General features: G+C 39.6%; 18 protein-coding genes. 15 read left to right on the forward strand and 3 right to left on the reverse strand.

Annotated features, from left to right (window positions below; translation table 11 throughout):
- Positions 1–18: 18 nt before the first annotated feature.
- Genes POV27_RS07230 through POV27_RS07240 form a run of 3 tightly spaced genes read left to right on the forward strand, consistent with a single transcriptional unit; the run spans position 19 to position 4,153 of the window.
- Positions 19–2,460 (forward strand): zinc-dependent metalloprotease, encoded by a 2,442-nt coding sequence (locus tag POV27_RS07230; protein WP_272862077.1) that lies wholly within the window; start codon positions 19–21, stop codon positions 2,458–2,460.
- Positions 2,461–2,485: 25 nt separating this feature from the next.
- On the forward strand, positions 2,486–3,115 hold the full coding sequence (locus POV27_RS07235; protein WP_272862078.1) for a hypothetical protein: 630 nt from the start codon (positions 2,486–2,488) through the stop codon (positions 3,113–3,115).
- A 12-nt stretch (positions 3,116–3,127) separates the two neighbouring features.
- Entirely contained in the window at positions 3,128–4,153 is a 1,026-nt protein-coding gene (locus tag POV27_RS07240) for a threonine aldolase family protein (RefSeq protein WP_272862079.1), read from the forward strand.
- A gap of 50 nt (positions 4,154–4,203) precedes the next feature.
- Here POV27_RS07240 and POV27_RS07245 read toward each other — a convergent pair whose 3' ends face one another.
- Positions 4,204–4,524, reverse strand: coding sequence for a YegP family protein (locus tag POV27_RS07245; RefSeq protein ID WP_272862080.1), 321 nt, complete (start codon positions 4,522–4,524; stop codon positions 4,204–4,206).
- A gap of 273 nt (positions 4,525–4,797) precedes the next feature.
- Between POV27_RS07245 and POV27_RS20335 the strand changes: the two genes are divergently transcribed.
- Together POV27_RS20335 and POV27_RS07255 are read left to right on the forward strand one after the other, a co-directional pair.
- Positions 4,798–6,477 carry an OmpA family protein gene (locus POV27_RS20335; protein ID WP_419179935.1) on the forward strand — a complete coding sequence of 560 codons (1,680 nt, stop codon included), beginning with the start codon at positions 4,798–4,800 and terminating at the stop codon, positions 6,475–6,477.
- A 111-nt stretch (positions 6,478–6,588) separates the two neighbouring features.
- The gene (locus tag POV27_RS07255) at positions 6,589–7,059 is read left to right on the forward strand and encodes a thioredoxin family protein (RefSeq protein ID WP_272862081.1); all 471 of its coding nucleotides are present in this window, start codon (positions 6,589–6,591) and stop codon (positions 7,057–7,059) included.
- A 6-nt stretch (positions 7,060–7,065) separates the two neighbouring features.
- Here the strand turns inward: POV27_RS07255 and POV27_RS07260 are convergent, their stop codons facing one another.
- On the reverse strand, positions 7,066–7,389 hold the full coding sequence (locus POV27_RS07260) for a YbaB/EbfC family nucleoid-associated protein (protein ID WP_272862082.1): 324 nt from the start codon (positions 7,387–7,389) through the stop codon (positions 7,066–7,068).
- Between the two features lie 65 nt (positions 7,390–7,454).
- On the opposite strand from POV27_RS07260, the gene POV27_RS07265 reads away from it, so the two are divergent.
- From POV27_RS07265 to POV27_RS07290, 6 genes are all read left to right on the forward strand, one after another.
- Positions 7,455–9,590 (forward strand): S9 family peptidase, encoded by a 2,136-nt coding sequence (locus tag POV27_RS07265; RefSeq protein WP_272862083.1) that lies wholly within the window; start codon positions 7,455–7,457, stop codon positions 9,588–9,590.
- A gap of 75 nt (positions 9,591–9,665) precedes the next feature.
- Entirely contained in the window at positions 9,666–10,703 is a 1,038-nt protein-coding gene (locus POV27_RS07270) for a cysteate synthase (protein WP_272862084.1), read from the forward strand.
- 154 nt (positions 10,704–10,857) lie between these two features.
- Positions 10,858–12,117 (forward strand): cysteate-C-fatty acyltransferase, encoded by a 1,260-nt coding sequence (locus POV27_RS07275; protein ID WP_272862085.1) that lies wholly within the window; start codon positions 10,858–10,860, stop codon positions 12,115–12,117.
- A 349-nt stretch (positions 12,118–12,466) separates the two neighbouring features.
- A complete protein-coding gene (locus tag POV27_RS07280) occupies positions 12,467–13,147 on the forward strand; it encodes a sensor histidine kinase (RefSeq protein WP_272862086.1) in 681 nt (226 codons plus the stop codon).
- Positions 13,134–13,952: a PD-(D/E)XK nuclease domain-containing protein gene (locus tag POV27_RS07285; RefSeq protein WP_272862087.1), complete on the forward strand. Its 819-nt coding sequence runs from the start codon at positions 13,134–13,136 to the stop codon at positions 13,950–13,952. The genes POV27_RS07280 and POV27_RS07285 overlap by 14 nt, the downstream gene beginning before the upstream one ends.
- A gap of 220 nt (positions 13,953–14,172) precedes the next feature.
- Entirely contained in the window at positions 14,173–15,873 is a 1,701-nt protein-coding gene (locus POV27_RS07290; protein WP_272862088.1) for a hypothetical protein, read from the forward strand.
- A gap of 118 nt (positions 15,874–15,991) precedes the next feature.
- Here POV27_RS07290 and POV27_RS07295 read toward each other — a convergent pair whose 3' ends face one another.
- Positions 15,992–16,228 carry a helix-turn-helix domain-containing protein gene (locus POV27_RS07295; RefSeq protein ID WP_272862089.1) on the reverse strand — a complete coding sequence of 79 codons (237 nt, stop codon included), beginning with the start codon at positions 16,226–16,228 and terminating at the stop codon, positions 15,992–15,994.
- Between the two features lie 59 nt (positions 16,229–16,287).
- On the opposite strand from POV27_RS07295, the gene POV27_RS07300 reads away from it, so the two are divergent.
- The 4 genes from POV27_RS07300 to POV27_RS07315 all read left to right on the forward strand — a co-directional run bounded on the left by POV27_RS07300 (position 16,288) and on the right by POV27_RS07315 (position 19,834).
- Positions 16,288–16,473: a SymE family type I addiction module toxin gene (locus POV27_RS07300; protein ID WP_272862090.1), complete on the forward strand. Its 186-nt coding sequence runs from the start codon at positions 16,288–16,290 to the stop codon at positions 16,471–16,473.
- Positions 16,474–16,513: 40 nt separating this feature from the next.
- Positions 16,514–17,896, forward strand: a complete 1,383-nt coding sequence (locus POV27_RS07305; RefSeq protein ID WP_272862091.1) for a type I restriction enzyme HsdR N-terminal domain-containing protein — start codon at positions 16,514–16,516, stop codon at positions 17,894–17,896.
- Positions 17,897–18,032: 136 nt separating this feature from the next.
- On the forward strand, positions 18,033–18,797 hold the full coding sequence (locus POV27_RS07310) for a DUF6090 family protein (RefSeq protein ID WP_272862092.1): 765 nt from the start codon (positions 18,033–18,035) through the stop codon (positions 18,795–18,797).
- Positions 18,798–18,805: 8 nt separating this feature from the next.
- Positions 18,806–19,834 (forward strand): serine hydrolase domain-containing protein, encoded by a 1,029-nt coding sequence (locus tag POV27_RS07315; RefSeq protein WP_272862093.1) that lies wholly within the window; start codon positions 18,806–18,808, stop codon positions 19,832–19,834.
- Positions 19,835–19,871: the final 37 nt, after the last annotated feature.

Consider the following 19,871-nt stretch of genomic DNA (forward strand, 5'->3'; position numbering starts at 1 on the left):
ACATTATAAATCTAACTTATGATAAAGCGCATTCTTTTGGGCATTTTGTTTTTAAGTGTCTACACGGCTTCAGGACAGTTTCTGGAAGGAAAGAAACAACTGGAAAGTTTTATGGGTTTTTTCACTTTCCATTATGCGGAGGATGAAGGCTCGATCTATTTGGAAGTCCCCAAAGAAAAACTGGATAAGGAATTTTTATACGTACACTCGTTGCGAACGGGCTTGGGGTCTAACGACATTGGTTTGGACCGAGGGCAGTTGGGAGGAGAAGCCGTGGTGAAATTCGTAAAAGCTGGAAACAAGCTGTTGCTCATGCAACCCAATCTTCGCTATCGGGCCATTTCCGAAAATGAGTTGGAACGCAAATCGGTTTCCGAAGCCTTTGCCAAATCGGTACTCTTCGGATTTCCCATTAAAGAAACCAAGGATAATAAACACATCATAGATCTTACTCCTTTTCTCATGGAAGACGTCCATGGGGTGGCCAATCGATTGAAAAGACAAAAAGAAGGAGCCTATAAATTGGAGAAGAGCCGTTCTGCCATCTGGATGGAACGTACCAAGGCCTTCCCGAAGAATTGCGAATTCGAAGCCTTGCTTACTTATAAGGGACAGGCTACAGGAAGGAATCTTTCCACCGTTGCCCCAGACAACTCCACCATTTCGGTGGTGCAGCATCACAGTTTTGTAGAACTGCCCGATGATGGTTATGTTCCTAGGGAATTTGATACCCGCAGTGGTTCCTATCCGCTTTCCTATTTGGATTATAGCACGCCCATCTGGGAGCCTATTAAAAAACGATTTATTACACGGCACCGATTGGAAAAAAAGGATCCGAATGCAGCCGTAAGTGAAGCGAAGGAGCCTATCATTTACTATTTGGACCCCGGAACTCCCGAACCCATTCGTTCTGCTTTGATAGAAGGAGCGAGTTGGTGGAATCAGGCTTTTGAAGCTATTGGTTATAAGGATGCTTTTCAGGTGAAGTTATTACCGGCCGATGCCGATCCTATGGATGTACGATACAATGTGATTCAATGGGTACATAGATCAACCCGAGGATGGAGTTATGGAGGAGGTGTTACCGACCCTAGAACGGGTGAAATCATTAAAGGACATGTAAGTTTAGGAAGTCTACGGATACGTCAGGATTTTATGATTGCACAGGCGTTGATGAAAGAACCTTTTAAAGCAAGCGATGCCAATCATGAGATGCTTTTGGAGATGGCCTTGGCTCGTATCCGACAGCTATCGGCGCATGAGGTAGGACATACATTGGGATTTGCACATAATTTTGCTGCCAGTGCCAATGATCGGGCAAGTGTAATGGACTATCCGCATCCGCATTTGGAATTCAAAAATGGGCAAATGGATTTTTCGAATGCCTATGATACAGGAATCGGGGAGTGGGATAAGGTGACGGTGGCTTACAGCTATAGCGATGCTCCTTCAGGTGTGGATGAAAAAGTACACCTCAATGCCATTTTAGAAGGTGCCTTCGCCAAAGGACTGCGGTACATTACCGACAGTGATGCCAGAGCGCAATCGGGCGCACATGGAACGGCCCATCTATGGGATAATGGAACAGACGCTTCCGAAGAGTTGGAACGTGTTCTTTCTGTGCGGAAAACAGCTATTGATAATTTTTCAAAAGAGAATATAAGAACTGGGGAGCCTTATACGGTGTTGGAAGATGTATTTGTACCTTTGTATTTCTTCCATCGCTATCAGACCGAAGCTACGGTGAAGGTCATTGGTGGCATGGAATATGATTATTTGGTGAAAGGGTATAATGGTACAGCGACCAACTACCTTTCCAAGAAGAAACAAAAGAAGGCCCTCAATGCCGTTTTAAACACTTTGGATACAGAAACCTTAATGGTTCCCGAAGATAAACTGGCATTATTCCCTCCGAGGGCCTTTGGTTATCCTCGGGATCGCGAATCGTTTAAAAGTAAAACCGGAGTAGCATTCGATGCTTTGGGAGCCGCTGCTACAGGATCTAAGATGACCTTGCAGTTGTTGTTGAATGCCCATAGAGCCAATCGGTTGATACAACAGAAAGCCATGGATAAGAATAATCTTGGGCTGCCAGAAGTTCAGGATGCGCTTGTAGAAAAGGTATTTGGAAAAGAGCGGGATGGTTACGTAGGAGAGGTGCAAAAGACCATTCAGCACACTACGTTACAATATTTAATGAACTTGGCTGCTCATTCACAAAGCACTGCCCAGGTGAAGGCCATTACGATGAAAACCCTTAAGGATTTGAGCATGGATTTAGGTAAGGAAGGGAATGATTATACGGCTCACCTAAAAAAGGAAATCGACAATTTTATTAAGGAACCTAGTAAGTTCAAGGTATTTGCAGTGCCCACCATTCCCGATGGAAGTCCTATAGGAAGTTGGCAATGTCATTGGACAGGGGAAGAAAATATATGGTCGGTAGGGGAAAAGCCTTAAATTTGCAGCTGCACAACTTCACTTTATGAAATACATACTGCTTTTTCTTTGCGTAATAGGCTCCATGGGTTTACAGGCCCAAAACGATAGAGCCTATGTAAATCGGCTAACCGACGAGTTTACCCAAAAATTGACAGAACGGAATATCAACGATTATGTGGTGACCCAGCATGTTTGTTCCGGTAGGATTGAGATGTTTAAGATCGATGATGGCAAAATGTGTGTGACCAAGGATACCTATGTGGAATCCTATATTCTTTGGAAAGAAGAAGATCAGACGTTTTTGAAGAAAATAGACAACTGTGGATTGTTCCACTCCATTCCTTTACAGGACGCTGCCGCGTACGAGTTTTTTATGGCGAATGGGAAAACCATGATGGGAGAAGAGGTGTTGAAGTACAAAAGTGCTTCGGGAGGAAATGAACCTGCAGCACGAAGAACAGTACAGCCTTGTAGTCGCGTTTTGCAATGGGCTATGGCTGAAGGTGTATCTAAAAAGGAATTCAATTTGTTCGATATAGGAAATACGTCCGAAGAAGGAAAGAACCTGAATTACGAAGCCAACCAACAGTTGAAGCTGATTCAGTTTCAGTCCCTTATGGACAAGGAAATTGAAAAACACAATTACAAACGACAAGAGTACAAACAGAAATAGGTTTCCCCAGAAATGATTATAGACTTACGAAGTGACACGGTAACCAAACCCACACCCGAAATGCTCGAATTCATGTCCCGAGCAGAAGTGGGCGACGATGTTTATAAAGAAGATCCCACAGTAAATGAGCTTGAAGAACGCCTAGCCAATCTATTTGGCATGGACCAAGGCCTGTTCTTCCCTTCGGGAAGTATGGCCAATCAAGCGGCGATAAAGTTGCACACCCAACCCGGGGAACAACTTATTTGCGATAAGTGGGCCCATGTATATAATTATGAAGGGGGAGGCGTCTCCTTTAATAGTGGCGTTTCCTGCAAGCTCATCGATGGCCATAGAGGTATGATGAATGCCGAGCAGGTGGAAGCAGCCATAAACCCTCCCGATTTTTATCACAGTCCCTTAACAACCTTGGTAACGGTGGAGAATACCACTAATAAAGGAGGCGGGGCCTGCTACGATTTTGCAGAATTGGAACGTATTAAAACCGTGTGCGATATCCATGGCCTCAAATACCACATGGACGGAGCACGTATCATGAATGCTTTAGTAGCCAATAACGAAGACCCTACCAGCTATGGAAGGATATTCGATACCATCTCCATTTGTTTGAGCAAAGGATTGGGTGCACCGCTAGGAACTGTTTTATTAGGAACCAACGAAGCTATGGCTAATGCCATGCGGGTTCGCAAGGTACTGGGAGGCGGCATGCGACAGATAGGTTATGTCGCGGCAGCAGGGATTTATGCCTTGGACCACCATATAGAACGTTTGGCCGAAGACCATCAACGTGCGTTGGAAATAGCTTTGGTTTTAAAGGGACAGGATTACATAAAGGAGGTAGAACCCACCGAAACGAATATCGTGATCTTCTATTTAGAGAGCCACGTGAATGAGGATAAGTTTATGGACGACCTGTTGCAGCAGAATGTGAAGATTAGCAACATGGGGCAGGGGAAACTACGTATCGTGACCCATTTGGACTATACACCACAAATGCACGAGTACTTTTTGGAAGTGCTCGGTGACTATGAAGCATAAAAAAAAGCTCCTGCAATGGGAGCTTTTTTTTATGCTTGGTCTGTAGGATATTACTCTACTTCTTTTACGTCGGCACCTGGAGCATTGTTTCGAACTGAGTCGATACCGTTTTCCATTCCAGACTCTCCAGCATACATCTGGCTACTACCGATGATCTGTCCGTTGGTGGACTTTAGGTTGAAGTGGAATTTTCCATTCTTGGCAGTCTTTCTCTCCCAGCAGTCGTCGTTACCGCAGTTGGTCTTAACGGACTCGATTCCGTTCATGGCACCAGACTTGGAGGCATACATTTGACTGGATAGAATCACCTGACCGTTTCCTGCCTTTAATACGAAGTGAAATTTATCACCGCTTTTCTTTAATTCGAACATATTGCTTGATTTAGATTTAGTAGTTAAACTTGTTACGATCCTTAAATATCCGAAAAAAACCCATTCCAAGCAATTTTGGAACCTTCTTTTTGGGTCAGTTTCCATCCTATTTTAAGGACGGTTCAAAACTACTACAGTGATTTTACATTTCAGCTAAAAAGGAAAACATCTGGTCGAAAATCGCGTGCTTTTGGGCGAAAAGCAATCTTAATTTGCTATATTTAAGTGGCTTACTGCATAATTTTAACACGTTAAACTAAAACATCGACAACAATGAAAAAATCTATTCTATTTGTTCTTGCGTGCTTTGTACTGACCATTACATCCGCGCAAGACCTTCCAACCAACCCTGAGCCAGGGAAGTGTTACGTGCGCTGTGTGACCCCAGACGTATGGGTGAACGAGAACGTTACCATAGAGGTTTCGCCTGCGTATAAAAAACTATCAGTAGTCCCAGCTGTTTACAAAAAAGAAACCATGACTGTAGAGTCTAAGGTTCCCTCACAAAACCTACGTGTTGTTCCTGCTGTTTATGGAACAGAATCCTTTAGTGTAGAGACCAAAGAAGCTTCCGAGCGTCTTATTAAAGTACCTACGGTGAAAAGCAATGAAACCGAAACTGTAGTAGTAGAAGAAGCCAGCTACAGCCTTCGCGTAGTTCCTGCTGTTTATGAGAACCGTACTTTTGAGGTAGTAGTGCAACCTGCTTACCAGAAAGTAGAAGTGGTTCCTGCGGTATACGAAACGCGCGATGTGGTGATCACAGTTAAGGAGCCTTCCGAAAAGTTGGAGGTAATTCCTGCCGAGTACGGTACCGAAACTGTTACCTATGTAAAGAGAGAGTTCGGAAATAGCATTGCTACCATCCCGGCTAGCTTCACGGCCGACTACGAGTCGATCGAGATTAAGCCTAAGACGGCCCGTTGGGAAATGAGCGAAACGCCGGCTGCCGAGTGTGCTTCCAGTGACCCTAACGACTGTAGATACTGGTGTTATAAGGGGATCCCTGCAGAGTATACGACGGTAAGCGTTCAGCGTTTGGCAAAGGATGCGTCTTTCGTAAAGACTTCCGATTGTGATAAAAACGGAGGTGCTGGAAACTGTGGGCAGAGCTCTTATACCAAGACGATTCTTGTGAAGCCTGCTTCTACAAGAACGATTGCCATTCCTGGAGAAACCAAAACCATTAAGAAAACGGTTATGGTAAAGCCTCCTACAACTAGAATCATCGACATTCCTGCAGTAACCAAGACGATGACTCGTAAAGTAATGGTAACACCTCCTACGACAGCACGTATCGAAATTCCTGCGAAAACAAAGACCGTGAAGAAAGCAGTATACTCTAACGAGACCACTCGTAAAGAAGTAATTCCTTCTGAGTCTAAGACTTACAGCAAAACGATAATGACAACTCCTCCTTCTACCGTAGCAGTGCCTGTTAAAGGAGAAAGCAAGACCCTTACTGTGACCAAATTGGTAAGCGACGCCCGCGTAAATGAAGTAACGGTTCCTGCTGAGTACGAAACCGTAACCAAGGAAGTACTTCAATCTAAGGGTGGACTTACTACTTGGAAAGAAGTAGAGTGTGCGTTGGTAGAGTACCAAGCGCTTCCTATCAACTGGAACTTGGGTAGTGCTACCCTTACCAGAGAAGCCAAGAGTCTTATCGATACACGCTTAATGCCTGTATTGGCTCAGAACCCAGGGGTGAAATTGGAGATTGCTTCGCATACCGACTCTAGAGGTAGTAAAGCGTCTAACCAAGACCTATCTGAAAGAAGAGCACAGGCAGTAGTTCGTTACCTTCAGTCCAAAGGAATCAACAACAGTTTGTTGGTTGCTAACGGATTTGGAGAGAACCGTCTTAAGAACAGATGTGCTGACGGAGTTTCTTGTACGGAAAGAGAGCACGCTACGAACCGTAGAACTGAGTTCCGTTTGATTAACAACTAAGAATAAAGCATTAGCCATCAACTAATTAAAGAATTCCCAAAATATTTGGGAATTCTTTTTTTTTTGGCATCTTTGGCACAAATAATGGTAGGTTATAAAAAACCATCCTTCATGAAGCGACTTCTTGTATTCCTATTTTTCGTTGGTCTTTCGACCCAGCTATTTTCCCAAAAAGATTCTCAACTCAACTGGCTCTATAACTTAGATGCGGCCAAGGAGGTTTCAAAGGCAGAAAAAAAGCCCATTCTTATCTATTTTACGGGAAGTGATTGGTGTGCACCCTGCAAGGCATTGAAGACCGATTTTTTCGAAACGGAAGCCTTTGCAGAACGTGCTAATAGTATGGTGTTGGTGATGATCGATTATCCCAGAAGAATGGATATCATTACCGAAGAACAACGTGCGTATAACAAGACCATCATGGCCAAGTACAACAAGAACGGTTCCTTTCCTTTGTTGGTGATGACCAATAGCAAGGGAAAAGCCTTGGGCGAATTATCCAGCTATAGTTCTTTTAATAGCTACAAGGATACCAGCCACCACTTCGACTTTGTAGACAAGCACATTGTAGGCTACAACTAGGACATCCTATTTAAACATATCCAATCCCGGAATATTCGGCATACCTTCCTTGGCAACGGCTGCCAATTCGGTTTCATTCACTTTTGTCGCCTTTTCTATGGCCTTATTTAGGGTAAGGATTAGGTAATCTTCCAATTGCTCTTTGTCTTCGAGCAGGCTGTCGTCTATAGTGATGGATTTTATCGTTCTATTGGCCGTGAGTGTTACTTTTAGCAGGCCGTCCGAGCTGCTTTCGTCTACCAAAACTGTATCCAGTCGTTTCTTTGTGGCTTCTACTTTTTCTTGGGTTTCTTTCAGTTTTCCCATCATTCCCATAAGGTCTCCTAACATAATTCGAGTTTTAAATTTTCTACAAATTTACTACTTTGGGCCATTATTAACGCATATTGCTCCATATGAAAAAGATAATTCTAGTTTCGGTTCTATCCCTTATTTTTGCAGCTTCTTGTAAACAAAAAGAAACATCCGAAACTTCTATGAAACTCACACCGCCTAAGGCCGATAAGATTGCCAAAAACCTAGAAAAGCACGGGGACGTGCGCGTAGACAACTACTATTGGCTCAATGACAAGGAAAATGAAGAAGTCATCGATTATTTGGAACGTGAGAACGATTACTACGAGAAAATGACGGCCCATACGAAGGACTTTCAGAAGGATCTCTTCGAGGAAATGAAAAGCCGTATTAAGGAAGATGACCAATCGGTACCGTATTTCTACAATGGGTACTTCTACATAACCCGTTACGAGACCGGAAAGGATTACCCCATCTATTCAAGAAAGAAGGGTTCTTTGGATGCCGAAGAGGAAATTCTTTTCAACGTAAATGACATGGCTAAGGATTTTTCTTACTACAATTTACGTGGAATCAATGTAAGTCCAGACAATAAATGGGTGGCTTTTGGTGTGGATACCTTAAGTAGAAGAAAGTACACCATTCACATAAAAAACTTGGAAACGGGAGAAATCCAGAAGGAAACCATTCCGTTAACCACGGGAAGCTCTACCTGGGCCAATGACAATAAAACTCTGTTCTACACCCGTAAGGATGAGGTAACACTGCGTGCACACCGAATCTTTAAGCATGTGAAGGGAACGAACAGCGATCAGGATGAGATGATCTACGAAGAAAAGGACGAAACCTTTAGTTCTTATGTTTACAAAACCAAGAGTAGAAAGTACTTGGTCATTGGGTGTTTTAGTACGCTTACTTCTGAATTCCGAATTTTGAATGCCGATACCCCTGAAGGGGAGTTTAAGGTCTTTCAGCCAAGAACCCGCGGATTGGAATACAATATTTCGCATTTTGAGGACCATTTCTACATGGTAACCAATAAAGACAGCGCGACCAACTTCAAACTCATGAAAACGCCTGAAACGGCTACCGAAAAGGAAAATTGGGAAGAAGTAGTTGGGCACAGAGAAGACGTGCTGTTGGAAGATGTTGAAATTTTCAAGGATTATTTGGTGATTAGCGAACGTAAGAACGGATTGAACGAAATCCGAATCAAACGCTGGGACGATGCCGCCGATTATTATTTGCCTTTCGATAATGAAACCTATACGGCCTATGCCATTCAGAATATCGAGTTCGATACGGATATCCTACGCTATAGCTATAATTCACTGACTACGCCGGCTTCCGTGATCGATTTCAACATGGAAACCAAGGAAAAAGAGGTGAAGAAGGAGACCGAAGTATTGGGCGGAAAGTTCGATAAGGAGAATTATGAGTCCAAAAGAGTATGGGCTACAGCCGAAGACGGTACCAAAATCCCGGTTTCTTTGGTGTATAAGAAGGGAATGAAGCAAGATGGTTCCAATCCCGTTTGGCAATACGCTTACGGATCGTATGGATCTACCATAGACCCGTATTTCTCTTCGGTACGCCTTAGCTTGTTGGATCGTGGCTTTATCTACGCCATTGCCCACGTTAGGGGAGGACAGTACCTAGGAAGACAATGGTATGAAAACGGAAAGCTGTTGAAGAAAAAGAACACCTTTACCGACTTTGTAGACGTGTCTAAGTTCTTAATTGAAGAAAAATACACCTCTCCGAAGCATTTGTACGCCTCTGGAGGCTCTGCAGGAGGATTGCTCATGGGTGCAGTAGTAAACATGGCGCCAGAGCTTTACAACGGTATTGTGGCCGCTGTTCCCTTTGTAGATGTGGTAACGACTATGTTGGATGATGACATTCCGTTAACGACCGGAGAATATGACGAATGGGGGAACCCGAACGATGCCGAATATTATCATTACATGAAATCTTATTCACCGTATGATAACGTTGAAGCCAAAGCATACCCCAATATGTTGGTCACTACAGGGCTTCACGACTCTCAGGTGCAGTATTGGGAACCCGCCAAATGGGTCGCCAAACTGCGCGATACCAAGAAGGACGACAACATCTTATTGTTGCAGACCAATATGGATGCAGGGCATGGAGGAGCTTCGGGACGTTTCGAGGCATTGAAGGAGGTAGCGATGGATTATGCCTTCATCCTAGATATGGAGGGCATAGAGAAGTAATTAAAAAAATTGCTGTAACTTTGTCCCGATTTAAATGATAGGGTAAAACCTTGATTTTTAATTAAAACTCCTTTTATGAAGAACATACAAGCCCAAGAAAGTGTGCTGGCACTCATAGGAAATACACCCCTAATACAACTTAACCGCATCACTTCTAAAATGGCTGGAAACTTTTACGCAAAGGTGGAAGCTTTTAATCCTGGGCACTCTGCGAAGGACAGAATTGCACTATACATACTGGAAGAGGCCGAAAAGAAGGGCCTTTTACAACCCGGAGATACCATTATTGAAACCACGAGCGGTAATACTGGATTTAGCATCGCTATGGTAAGTATCTTAAAGGGATATAAGTGCGTTTTGGCCGTGAGTTCTAAATCTTCACCGGACAAGATCGATATGCTAAAGACCATGGGAGCCGAGGTACATGTATGCCCTGCTCATGTGGCTGCAGACGATCCAAGGTCCTATTACGAAGTAGCCAAGCGATTGCATAAAGAAACCCCGGGTTCTATCTATATCAATCAGTATTTCAACGAGTTGAATATAGATGCCCACTACCATAGCACCGGTCCCGAGATTTGGGAACAAACCGCAGGGCAGATCACCCATTTAGTGGCCTGTAGCGGAACCGGAGGTACCATTTCTGGTACGGCGCGTTTCCTAAAAGAGCAAAATCCTGATATTAAAGTGTTGGGGATCGATGCCTACGGAAGTGTCATCCAAAAGTACCACGAAACCCGTGAGTTGGACAAAGATGAGATCTATCCCTACCGTATTGAAGGTTTAGGGAAGAATTTGATTCCAAGTGCCACCGATTTCGATACTATCGACTCCTTTACCAAGGTAACCGATGAGGAAAGTGCCCTTATGGCCCGTGAATTGGCCAAAACCGAAGGACTTTTCTTGGGATATACAAGTGGCGCCGCCATGCAGGGAATCAAGCAATTGAGCGATGAAGGCGCTTTCGATAAGGACAGTGTGGTTGTGGTGATATTCCCCGATCACGGATCCCGTTATATGAGCAAAGTATACAACGATGCTTGGATGCAGCAGCAAGGCTTTATGGATGCTGAAGAAGAAGCTGCCAAGCAGTCCATACAATACGTTAAATAGCAAATTTTTGCCTCAATATAGAGCCGCCGACGAAAGTTGGCGGTTTTTTTATGCCTTTGTTGTAGTAATGTTGATTTCTTTCTCTCCCAAGAACATTGCCATGCTAGGGAAAATACCTATTTTTGCGACTTGTATTTGAATTAAATGAATATTGATGAGAGACTTATTCGATAAGATTTACAAAGACAAAGGCCCGTTGGGTAAATGGGCTGAACAAGCAGAAGGCTACTTCGTTTTCCCCAAATTGGAAGGCCCTATCGGCAATAGAATGAAATTTAGAGGAAAGGAAGTAATTACCTGGAGTGTAAATGATTATCTCGGTTTTGCTAACCACCCAGAAGTACGTAAGGTAGATGCGGAAGCAGGTGCCAAGTACGGTTCGGCCTATCCTATGGGAGCCCGAATGATGAGTGGACACACCGATCTTCATGAACAATTACAGAACGAATTGGCCGCCTTTGTACACAAAGAAGCTGCTTATTTGTTGAATTTCGGATACCAAGGAATGGTTTCTACCATCGATGCTTTGGTATCTAAGGACGATGTGATCGTATACGACGTAGATGCCCACGCCTGTATCATAGACGGGGTGCGTTTGCATTTAGGACAGCGTTTTACGTATAAGCACAACGATATAGAAAGTATCGAAAAGAACCTGAGACGTGCCGAAAAGGTAGCCCAGAAGACCGGAGGGGGAATCCTTCTTATTTCTGAAGGGGTATTTGGAATGCGTGGAGAGCAGGGAAGATTGAAAGAAATCGTTGCCCTTAAGAAAAAATACAATTTCCGTCTGTTTGTAGACGATGCCCACGGTTTCGGAACCCTTGGTAAGACAGGGGCTGGAGCAGGAGAGGAGCAAGGCGTACAGGACGATATCGACGTGTACTTCGCTACGTTTGCAAAGTCTATGGCCAGTACCGGAGCCTTTATTGCCGGTGACGAGGAGATCATGAACTACCTAAAGTACAACCTACGTTCGCAGATGTTCGCCAAGTCATTGCAGATGCAGTTGGTAGAAGGTGCTTTAAAGCGACTGGACATGATGCGTAGCAGCACTCAATACAAGGACAAGCTTTGGGAGAACGTAAATGCCCTACAGGGCGGATTGCGTGAGCGTGGTTTCGATTTGGGAACCACCCAGAGTTGTGTAACACCGGTATACTTAAAAGGAAGTATTCCAGAAGCGATGGCCTTGGTAAAGGACCTGCGTGAAAACTATGGAGTATTTACTTCTATCGTGGTATATCCGGTAATCCCTAAGGGATTGATCTTATTACGTATGATTCCGACGGCTTCTCACACTATGGAGGACATTAACCAGACTTTAGATGCCTTCTCTGGCATCCGCGAGCGATTGGAAAACGGAACCTACAAGCGTCTTTCTGCCCATGTCGCAGCCGCGATGGGAGAATAAGCGTAACAACATATATGATATTGAAAACCACCTCGAAAGGGGTGGTTTTTTGTTATGGGGCTTTTGTTCAGGGATTTGATTATATTTGAGTTCTCCCCGGTTTTTCTAGAGCTATAGCATTTTAGCTAAAATATTTTGACAAATTCGTAATAACCTAAGGACAACAAGTATTGTCATAACCGTTACTCGTCATCCATTAATATTATGACGACTAGTCAAGGAATATTATTAACTATTATTTTGAGCAATAACAGATTAGATCAAGTCGATCAGGATTAAAATGTAAATAACAATAATATTCCAAAATAACTTACGGATTAAAACTTAAATGGAATACAATTATCATATTATGAGACAAATGGATATGAATTTTATTCATGAATTAGGTCATCTTATCCACTATATAAATGTGGATCTATACCATATTCATGATAAATTGAAGTCTGTTGATGAAAATGAAGAATTGCTTTCGATTCTTAAATCAACAATTCACAATGCAGAAGAAATGAATAAGATGTTTCGAGTATATAGAGAAATGCTTATACCGCGAACGGACAAGAAAGAAATATTTTCGATAAATGAAATTGTAAATGATGTACTTGATGTTTTAAGAGCCAAGATTCAAAGGGAAAAAATCAGAATTAACTTTGAAAAATCAAATCCAAATTTGAAAGTATTTGGGAATCCAGGGAAGCTTCTTAATGTATTTTTGAATTTAATTCTTAATTCTCTTGAGTCTGTACGAATAGCAAAAAATAAAATAAACGAGATTAATATTTCAGTATTGGATTTTAATAAAAGTATTAAAATAACTATAACTGATAATGGAATCGGCATCTCAAAAGAAAATATAGACAAGATTTTTGACATTACTTACTCTACAAAGCATACTCCAGGTTCTGGATTTGGCTTGGCCGTTGCGAAATTCGTTGTTGAAGATCATTTTTCAGGAAAAATTAATGTTTCTTCTGAAGTCAATAAATCAACAACAGTTACTATCATAATTCCTAAGTCTAATGAAAAAAATTAAGGTAATTTGGGTTGATGACGATATAACATTATTGAATAAATCTGAATACTTATTTAATGAATACGGTTTCGACATTATAAAGTGTTCAACTATTTCCGAAGCGTTAAAGCAGGTTTTAAGCGGTTTTTCAGATAATATTTTGCTAGATGTAGATTTTCCAGGCAATCCAAAGGAAGGGATACTATTTTTGGAGCAGTTAGGAAAAATAAATCCAAACTTGAAAATCATTTTATTTACTGCGTATCCGGAAATGAATGATAAAGTCAGATTGCTTCGTGATAACCTTGCCTTAGATTACTTAAGCAAACCACTTCCATTAAATGAATGTGAAGTTGTTGATTTTTTCCATAGACTAAGGAGGTCGTTCAATCATCATTCTAGCGAATTGAATCATTTCAAAAGAGATAAACTTGATATATTGAAATATTCTTTGGAAGAAAATGATATGGATAAGTTTATTAATACATTCCGTTCGATCTTTGCTGGATTATCATACAATATTAAGGTTCAAGAAAGTTATTTTCATGGATACATTCAGATTATTTTGGATTTAATTGGGATGAAAATATATTCTGAACTGGAAACAAACAATGGGCGAATCGATGCGGTTATTGAAGTCCAAAAGTACATATACATTATGGAATTTAAGTTAAGAGATTCTAATGAGGCATTATCACAGATAAAGGAGAAGAAGTATTATGAAAGATTTCTTTTGTCAACAAAGGAAATTGTGCTAGTCGGAGTTGCTTTTGATACAAAATCAAGAAATGTAAAAGATTATAAAATTGAAATCCTTGAGGAATAGTCATTATCTCTAAACTTCTCATAGCACTTTCTCAAGAGAACGTAGTTATAGAATAAATTGTTCAAAATCACCTGAAGGGAGCGGTTGTTTTGGGGATGAATAATCTATAAATACAAGATTTGATTATATTTGAATACTCCCCAATTTTTTAAATTACAAGAAAGTATAACTTACAGTTTTATGCTTCAGTATAATTAAGTTTTTGTGTACAATACCATTTATGATAGAAATTTTTAAGAAACGACCTTTTAAGACTAGAAATGCGGATGAGTATAATTTAAGTGACGTACTTTCCCTTTTCGTCAACCCAATAAGTGGACTAAGTTCTCCTTTTGATTTTGAAAATTCTATTATAAAAGGAAGAATGGGATCGGGTAAAACAATGTATTTAAGAGCTAATTACGCTTTTTACCTTTTCAATTTAGTACCAAATATCTTAGAAAAACAAGAATTAATACTTCCAGTTTTTATAAAGCTTAGTGATTTTCAGCACATTACGGAGCCTTCTAATATTTATAGGAGCCTGATAATCAAAATAATCGAGGAACTTTCATCAATTTATCTAACACTTCAAGATGCTAAGTCTATGGCTAACATTCATGAAGGCATGAAAAAAGTTAAGGATGATTTATACTTTGAGGAAAAAATAAGAGCAACTTCACAACAATTATTGGAACTTGGTTCGGAAGAGTATATTAAGAAATTGAATATTGAGTTCGGTATTCAAAGTAAGTTATCTTATTCTTTCCTAGAAGCATCTGCGAATTTTACGAAAAACGAAGTTGTAGAGATAAAATCAAAAAGAAATCCTGGGATAAATGATGTAACATTGGCTTTTGAAACCTTATTAAAAGATACTGGTGGGAAAATCTTACTATTAATTGATGAAGCGGGGTCATTAGACAAAAAATTCTTTCGTAAAGGAGAAGAAAGTACAGAATCCTTTTTTGAAGTCTTCATGAATCAATTACGAACCAGTGAATATATAAGAACTAAAGTAGCGGTATATCCAAATTCATATTCTGATATACTAACCGAGACTAGATATGGTGATATTGTTGTTTTGGAGGAAAGTATTGAGTCATTGGAAAAATACACTACTTATAGAACCAAAGTTGAGTCAATAATAAAAAATTACCTGAATATAGATTTTGAATCTGAACAGATTAAAATAGAAGAGGTATTCGAATGTAAAGATATATCCAATGGTGATACAATTGAAGAATTGATTAATGGATCTGGAGGAAATTATCGGAGACTTATACAATTGTTGGACTCCGCAATGAATGAGTCCTATAAGCGAAATAAGGGTTTGAATAAAGTTGAGTATTTGGATGCAGTCACCGCTTTAAAGAAACATTGCGAAGATATTTTAAACAGTTATTCCACACTTGATAAGGAGTATTTGTTCAACCTCGGCAAGGTGTGTAAAAATAGAAGCACTTATAGATTTAAATTTCCTTACAACGCACAGTTATTGTACAAATACATGAATAGGTCACAGGAATTTAATTTAGTGAAAGTTGTTGATGCAGGGTCAGGTAGAAAGGGAACAACTTATGAATTTGATTATTCATATTGTGTTTATAATGATATCCCAACTCATTATATTAGTGGTACTGAAAAAATAAATAAAAAAAGAACTTTGAAAGAGGGTAGTTGGATTTCTCGAATTACAAATATCAATCAAGAAATCTTAGCTCAAAGCCAGATTCCCAATAAACTTGAAGGAGAAATTTTCGACGTTGTTATTAAGGGTAAAGGCTACATAAAAGGAGAAGATTCTGTCGATTATTTCTTCACGTCTGAATTCATAATTGAAAGTGACGTTAGCAAGAAAATCTATCCAGGGAGAAAAGTTCGTTTCGTCCCGACAATGCTAATTGATACTAAATTTGCTACTGAAATAGAGATTTTGTAATTATTCGCTATAAATAATGCCTTTAAAATCTAGTTAAAAAATAACATCTGATTTTTTTTTTTTTGAAATTTAAATAATAAGAGTTTTTAACCTTAAGAATTGTCTGCACATTAAATCATTACAGGTAATTATGGGGAATCTCCAAAAGTTCCCGAACCGAAACCCCGAATCCATCCGCAATTTTCATAAGGGTCAATAAACGAGGATTGGTTTTCCCGTTTTCTATCATATATAGTTGAGTTCTTCCAATACCACAATCGAAGGCAAAGGATTTTTGGTCAATGCCTTTTTCTTCACGTAGGTGTTTAATTCGAGCACCCAATTTTTTAAAATATTTCGCTTCTTTCGTGTTCACTATACCGAATTTCTGCAAATTATTTATACCTTGTGTTCGGAATAACGAACATTTAATTAATGAACCAACACCGCAAACTAAAAGTCTACCAGAAATTCCGTAGGAGGGAGTGGGACAACCTAGTGGTTCCCGAGATCCGGTTGGAGGGCATTTGGCTGCAGGAACTCGGTTTTGAGATTGGCATGGAAATACAAGTGGAGCAGGGGAAGGAACGGTTGGTGATAACTGTTTTCCGCAAGGAATAATAGATGTGGTTTGGTTATCTTAGTGCAAATTGTAGGTTAAATGAGCACCAAAGAATCGGAAATAGAGAACATCATACTTACTAGACTTCAAGAGAGTCTTATAGATGTTGGGCTTAAAGTTGTAAGTCAGGATAAATGGAAAACATCGAGATTGACAAGATGGTTTGATATAGTTATCTATAAAGGTAAAAATCCCCATGTAGTCTTTGAAATAAAAAGTTCTTTAGCTAGTAAAAACACTCTTGCCAGAGCTACTGACCAAGTAAGGTCTTCTCTTTCAATCACAAATGCCCGATTCGGTATTGTAACGGATAATTCTTTGTTTTTCATTTATGATAGGAATGAAAAAGAAAATGATTTTATTGAATCAGACTTTGATGGAATAATAGAAAGAATAACTAAAGTTAAAAATGTAAGAATAAGTCAAAGAACAAAGTGGCAAATCTTATCAATAATAAAAGAATCTGCAGGAATTCATTTATCTCAAAATTTGGAAATTTCCAAATTTCTTCAGGAAGAAAAAATCATAAATAAAATCAAATTTGACTCAAACAGGAACTCTTTTTATTTTGATGACAGGTTGCAGAATATAAAGTCTTTTGAGAATCAATTTTTCAATAAAATCTTTGGAGACTTTTTAGAAACAAAGATTTGCAGATATACGACTCTAGATACTTTGTTTAGCATGCTCAACTTCATTTCTTTTCGAATGAACGGATTGGTAGGTATGAATGACAAATCTGAAGTTAATTATGTTGATAATTATCTCAATGGAGTTGAACGCCCCCTTTCTAAAATGCACCACAACACAGTAATCGCACTTAATAAGAGATATATTACATCCTGTTCTCGAATATCAAGAAAAGATGAGTTAACATTGTGGAGGTTGTACGGTGATGATGGAACCGGTGTGTGCCTGATTTTTGATATTAAAAAGGAAAATCTCAATGATAAAGTACTTATTCAAAGGGTAAAGTATGCCGATCACAATGGTAATCATCCTGAGCTTGACTTTTTGAAACACATAAGAGAAGGCGTGGAAATTCTTACTGGATTTACCTTCGAATTTAGAAATATTGGATTGTGGAAACATTTTTTTAAGCCTTATGATTATGCCATAGAGGAAGAAGTAAGGCTGTTGGTCATAGAAGATCCAAGTCTTAATCCATTAAATTCGAATTGGGTAAAAACGTATTCCCATTCGATTATAAATCCATTTATTGATTTTCAATTAAACAACAGCGCTTTCCCAATTCAATTGTCAGAAGTTATTCTAGGTCCCAAGTCACCAGAGCAAGATTCAAATATTGTTCAATTACAGGAAATGGTTAGAAGAAAAAGAAGACATATAACAGCCAAAAAATTGGATTCAAATTTGAAAAGATTGAAAATAAAAATATCCAAGATCAATCATTATAGATAGTAGTCAGTGGCTCCCCCGCTGGCTCCCTTCTCAGACAGATACTTCCCCAAGTTTGGCTATCTTAGTACAAACAACTACGCGTACCTGTCTGCCTCTGGCAGAACCGCGACCGTTATGAGCCATTTAAAATCATAGTATGAGGTTCTTTAATCAAGTAAGACGTAAGCTGATTTTGGACAATAAAAAAATTCAGTATCTAAAGTATGCTTTAGGAGAAATCATACTGGTAGTCATCGGGATTTTAATTGCACTTCAGATAAATAATTGGAATCAGTCCATAAAAGACAAAGAATCCTTGAATGAATATTTGATAAAGATTAAATCCCATACAAAGGAAGATATAGAACAGTTAGAAGCATTATCGGAAGGAAGAAAACAAATTGCCGACATCTGTAAAAAAGCACGAAATAGTATCTTAGATAAGACCGAAAATGACAATCTTTTTTTATTCAAGATAAGTGGTTCTGCTTTTGTCGATTTCTATTTCAAACCGAATTCAGGAGGGTATGAATCATTGAAAAATTCTGAATATTATGGTAAAATAAACAATACCAAACTCGATTCACTTTTGGCCAAATATCACGGTTTAGTGGATATTATCGCAGAAAATGAGAGGAGTTATAATCAATATACAGTGCACCAAGAGAATTTTCTCGACACTCAATTCGATAGATCCCTTATTTTGGCTTCTGCATTTATGCCATTAGATTCCTTAGCAACAAAAGCCACATCTCAGTCCGAATATGACCAAGCATTCCTTGAATATACAGCCAAACCAGCATATAGAAATGTTATTAGTTTGGCAGCATGGCAATTTGATACGATGATCGAACAGTACAAGCAATTAACGGAACTGGGGGATCTAATTATAGCAGAAATAGATGCCATAGCCACAGACTAAAAGAGAAAATGATAAAAAATAAAAAAGCCAAGTGGATTTTACGCATTTTGTTGTTCGTTGGAACAGCAATATCCCTGTTTTTTGTGCCATGGATTTTGGTAAAGGCTTGGATTTTACCGCTACCCGATACAGTTCAAGAACAAGTGGATGAGGCCATTGGACATGGATTTGACGGCATGATTGTTTATGTGGACGAAGCAGGAAAACCACCCGCATTTTATACAGGTGGTTGGAAAGATAGAGAGAACAAAATACCGGCCGACCCAAATTCACTATTCAAAATTGCGAGTATTAGCAAGTTATATACGGCCGTTGCTATCACTAAAATGGTCAAAGAAAAGCGTTTGTCTTTAGATGAAACGCTTGCGGATTATTTCCCAGAACTTGTAGGTAGAATTGAAAATGCAGAGAAGATTACCTTGAAGATGATGGTGCAACATCGGTCCGGAATTCCCAATTTTACAGATAATCCCGCTTTTTGGGAAAATGAGCAGGAAAACAGTAAAGATGCCCTTGATTTTGCCCTCGATTTACCGGCTAGTTTTAAACCCGACAAAGGTTATGAATATTCAAACACGAATTATTTATTGCTTCGCAGGATTATGGATGATGTACTAGGATATAACCACCATGAGTACATCAAAGAGAAAATATTGATACCCCTAGAGCTTAAAAATACTTTTTTTTCAATTACTGAAGTCAATTTAGATGATGTTATGAGTGGATATTATGTGGGTTATGATGAAGACTTTAAAGCTAATGAATATGGAATGTTAGCCACAGCACAAGATGTGGGCATATTCTTAAGGGCCTTGAACGATGGTTCGGTATTTGAAGAAGGCGAACAGGAAATCTATCCCTACGAATACAATCATGGAGGTTTGGTCATTGGCTATCAAAGTCTTTCAGAATATCACAGGGATATTGATGCGGTAGTGGTTCAATTTATTAACACAACAGATTTTAATGGCTATGAATGGAATTTATCGGAAATTACAATTAACCGAATTGTAAAAATCATTAAAAAGAAAAACTAGCCACAATGTCGTTATCAAACCTTTTGAAACGTAGACA

The organism is Aureisphaera galaxeae, from assembly GCF_028561275.1.
Taxonomy (GTDB): domain Bacteria; phylum Bacteroidota; class Bacteroidia; order Flavobacteriales; family Flavobacteriaceae; genus Aureisphaera; species Aureisphaera galaxeae.